The following is a 2870-nucleotide window of genomic DNA, read 5'->3' on the forward strand; positions in this document are numbered from 1 at the left end:
CGTCGTCTCGATCGGGGCCGTCGTCGGCGGCCGGGTCTTCGCGATGCCGCACGCGAGCAAGGCCGGCGTCGTCGGGGTCGCCGTGGTGTTCGTCGCCGCCGTCGCCTACATGGTGGTCCCGGGCATGCTCACCGGCCTCACCGGCTCGGGCTGCGTCTGATGGTCGACTGGGTGACGGATCCCGGTATGGGCGAGGCGGACCGGTGGGATCGCAACCGGCTGCTGCGGACCCTGCTGGTCGTCGCCGTCGTCGGGGTGACCCTGCTCGGCGGTCTCGGGTACGCCGTCTACGGCGCGGTCTCCTCGCCCGGGCGACCCCAGACCCCGACCCCGCTCGCGGGCGGCCAGGCCGGGCAGCAGCTGGCCCCGGGGCAGGCCAGGCGGGACGCGATCGCGGCCGCCCCGATGCTCGCTGTGCCCCCGGAGGCCGCCCGCAGCGGAACCCCAGCCGTCAGGCCAGGCCCGGCGATTGCCATTCCGGCCGCGGGCAGGCTCGGCCCGGCCCGCGTCCCCACCGGTTACCCCCGGACCCCGGAAGGCGCCGTCGGGCAGCTCGCCGTCATCGAGACCACCGTCCTGCAGAACATGTCGATCGAGACGGCCCGCACCGTCTACGCGGCCTGGTCGGCCCCCGAAGCCCCCCCAGTCCAGACCTGGGAGCTGATCACCAACATCCAGGCCTTCACCGCAAGCGGCGCCGGCCGGTACGCCGGCGACCTGAGCCCCGCCATCACCGCTGCCGCCGTCGTGGCCACCCCGGTCGCCGGCCAGGTCAAGGGCGTCGACGGGCCGGACTGGGTGGTGGCCTGTGTCTTGCTTCAGGTCACGGCCCGGGCCGCGACCTCGGCCCGGGTCGCCTACGGGCACTGCTCCCGGATGCAGTGGACCACCACCCCGGATAGCACCGGCACCACCGACGGCACCGACAGCTCGGACACCACCGAAACAAGCGCCACACCGGGCGCCCTAGGCACCAACACGACTGCGGGGCATGGCCGGTGGGTGATCGGGGCCGGGCCCGCGCCGGTTCGGGCCCCCTCGACCTGGCCCGGGACGGACCTCGCCGGCCAGGCCGGCTGGCGCACCTGGGCCCCCGGCGTCGGCGGGGAGTGAGGCACCCGTGAGCTGGTGGGACTACCTCAACCCCTTCACCTACCTCGGCAACGCCGCCGGGAAGGTCGTCGCCGACGGGTGGACCGCCGCGATGCTCGGGGTCTGGAACGCCGGGCTGTGGCTGCTGAAGCTGGTCTTGGGCATCGAGGACGGTTTCCTCGTGCCCGACCTGCGGCAGGACGGGCCGATGTCCGGGATCTACCCGACCACGTTCTGGTCGGCGGGCGCCCTGGTCCTGATCCTGGTCATGGTCCAGCTCGGGATCGCCGCGTTCCGCCGCGACGGGCAGAGCCTGGCCCGGGTCCTGATCGGGGCCGCCCAGTTTGTCATGGTGTGGGCAGGCTGGGTGGTCTACGCGGTCGCGGTCCTCGCCGCCGCCGGCGGCCTGACCCGCGCCCTGATGCAGTCCCTGCTGCAGGTCGACGCGATGGCGGCCTGGCAGCCGTGGACCGGGTTCTCCACGAACGACATCACCGACGGCACGATCGCCACCGTCCTGGGGGTGATGGGGTTCTTCCTCGTCTTTGCCGCGTTCGGGCACCTGCTGGTGATGTTGGCCCGGGCCGCGTCGCTGCTGGTGCTGACCGCGACCGCCCCGGTCGCCGCCGCCGGACTCGTGTGGGAGGGGGGACGGTCCTGGTTCTGGAAGGCGTTCCGGTGGTTCCACGCGGCCGCGTTCACCCCGGTCCTGATGATGCTGTTGCTCGGCCTCGGGGTCCAGCTCACCTCCCACGTCGCCCTGGGCGCGAGCGACACGCTGCAGCAGGCGATCGGGACCGCCGTCCCGGGCGTGGTGCTCATCCTGGTCGGCTGCTTCGCCCCGCTCGCCCTGTTCAAGCTCCTCGCTTTCGTCGACCCGGGAACCTCCTCCGGTGCGGCGATGCGGGCCGGGACCGCCGCCCAGGGCGGGCTGCAGGGGGTTCTGCAGGGCAACCCTTCCGGGTCGAACGCCGCCTCGGCCAGCGATCCCGGCGGCAGCTCCCAGGGGGAGGACTCGGCCGAAGCAGCGACCACCCAGCGGTTCGCGAGCTCCGCCGGGGGACTGATGGGCGCGGCCGGCGCGGTGGGCCAGGTCGCCGCGGCCGGTTTCGGGAAGGCCGTCAGCGCCGGGACCCGTGCCGCCACCCTCGGAGCCGACCTGACCAACCAGATGGGGGTCGGGCACCACACCTACCTCCCAGACCTCCCCGGCAGCCGCTCCAACGACGGGAACGCCGCCCCAAAGAACAACAGGAACACCGACGACGACAACCCCGAGATCAACGGCTCCGGGACCAACGACGCCGGGCCAGGCGACTCAAGCCCCAGCACCCAGCCGACCCCGCCGTCATCCCCACCATCCCCGACACCGTCTCTTCCCCAGCCTGGGAGCGCCCCGGGCGGTGCGCCCGGCCCCAGCGCTGGAGGCGGCGGACCAGCGGCAGGAGGCGGAAGTGGCAGTGCTGCCGGTGGTGGAGCTGCTGGTGGTGGGGCTGTCGGTGGTGGGGCTGCTGGTGGTAGCGCCGCCGCAGTGCCCGTCGTGCCCGTCTGACCCCGGCAGAACCCGTCTGACCCGGCTGAACCCGTCCGACCCGAAAGACACACCATGACCCAGATCTACAACGAGTACACCAAGGCCCGCGTCGGCTGGTTCCCCTTCGGGCTGACCGGGTGGCAGGCCGCCGTGTCGGCCGGCTCCATGCTTCCGGTGTTCTGGTCCCTAAAGTCCCAGGCGTGGACGTCCGCCGGCATGTTCCTGCTGATCGCCGTCGCCGTCA

Annotated in this window: 2 protein-coding genes; both read left to right on the forward strand. The window is 73.1% G+C overall.

The window, feature by feature from the left end:
- The first annotated feature begins 171 nt into the window (after positions 1 to 171).
- Positions 172 to 1113, forward strand: coding sequence for a hypothetical protein (locus Q0R63_RS11200; protein ID WP_295697247.1), 942 nt, complete (start codon positions 172 to 174; stop codon positions 1111 to 1113).
- A gap of 7 nt (positions 1114 to 1120) precedes the next feature.
- Positions 1121 to 2644, forward strand: coding sequence for a type IV secretion system protein (locus Q0R63_RS11205; RefSeq protein ID WP_295697250.1), 1524 nt, complete (start codon positions 1121 to 1123; stop codon positions 2642 to 2644).
- Positions 2645 to 2870: the final 226 nt, after the last annotated feature.

The sequence above is a fragment of the Lapillicoccus sp. genome (assembly GCF_025353065.1).
Taxonomy (GTDB): Bacteria; Actinomycetota; Actinomycetes; order Actinomycetales; family Dermatophilaceae; genus Lapillicoccus.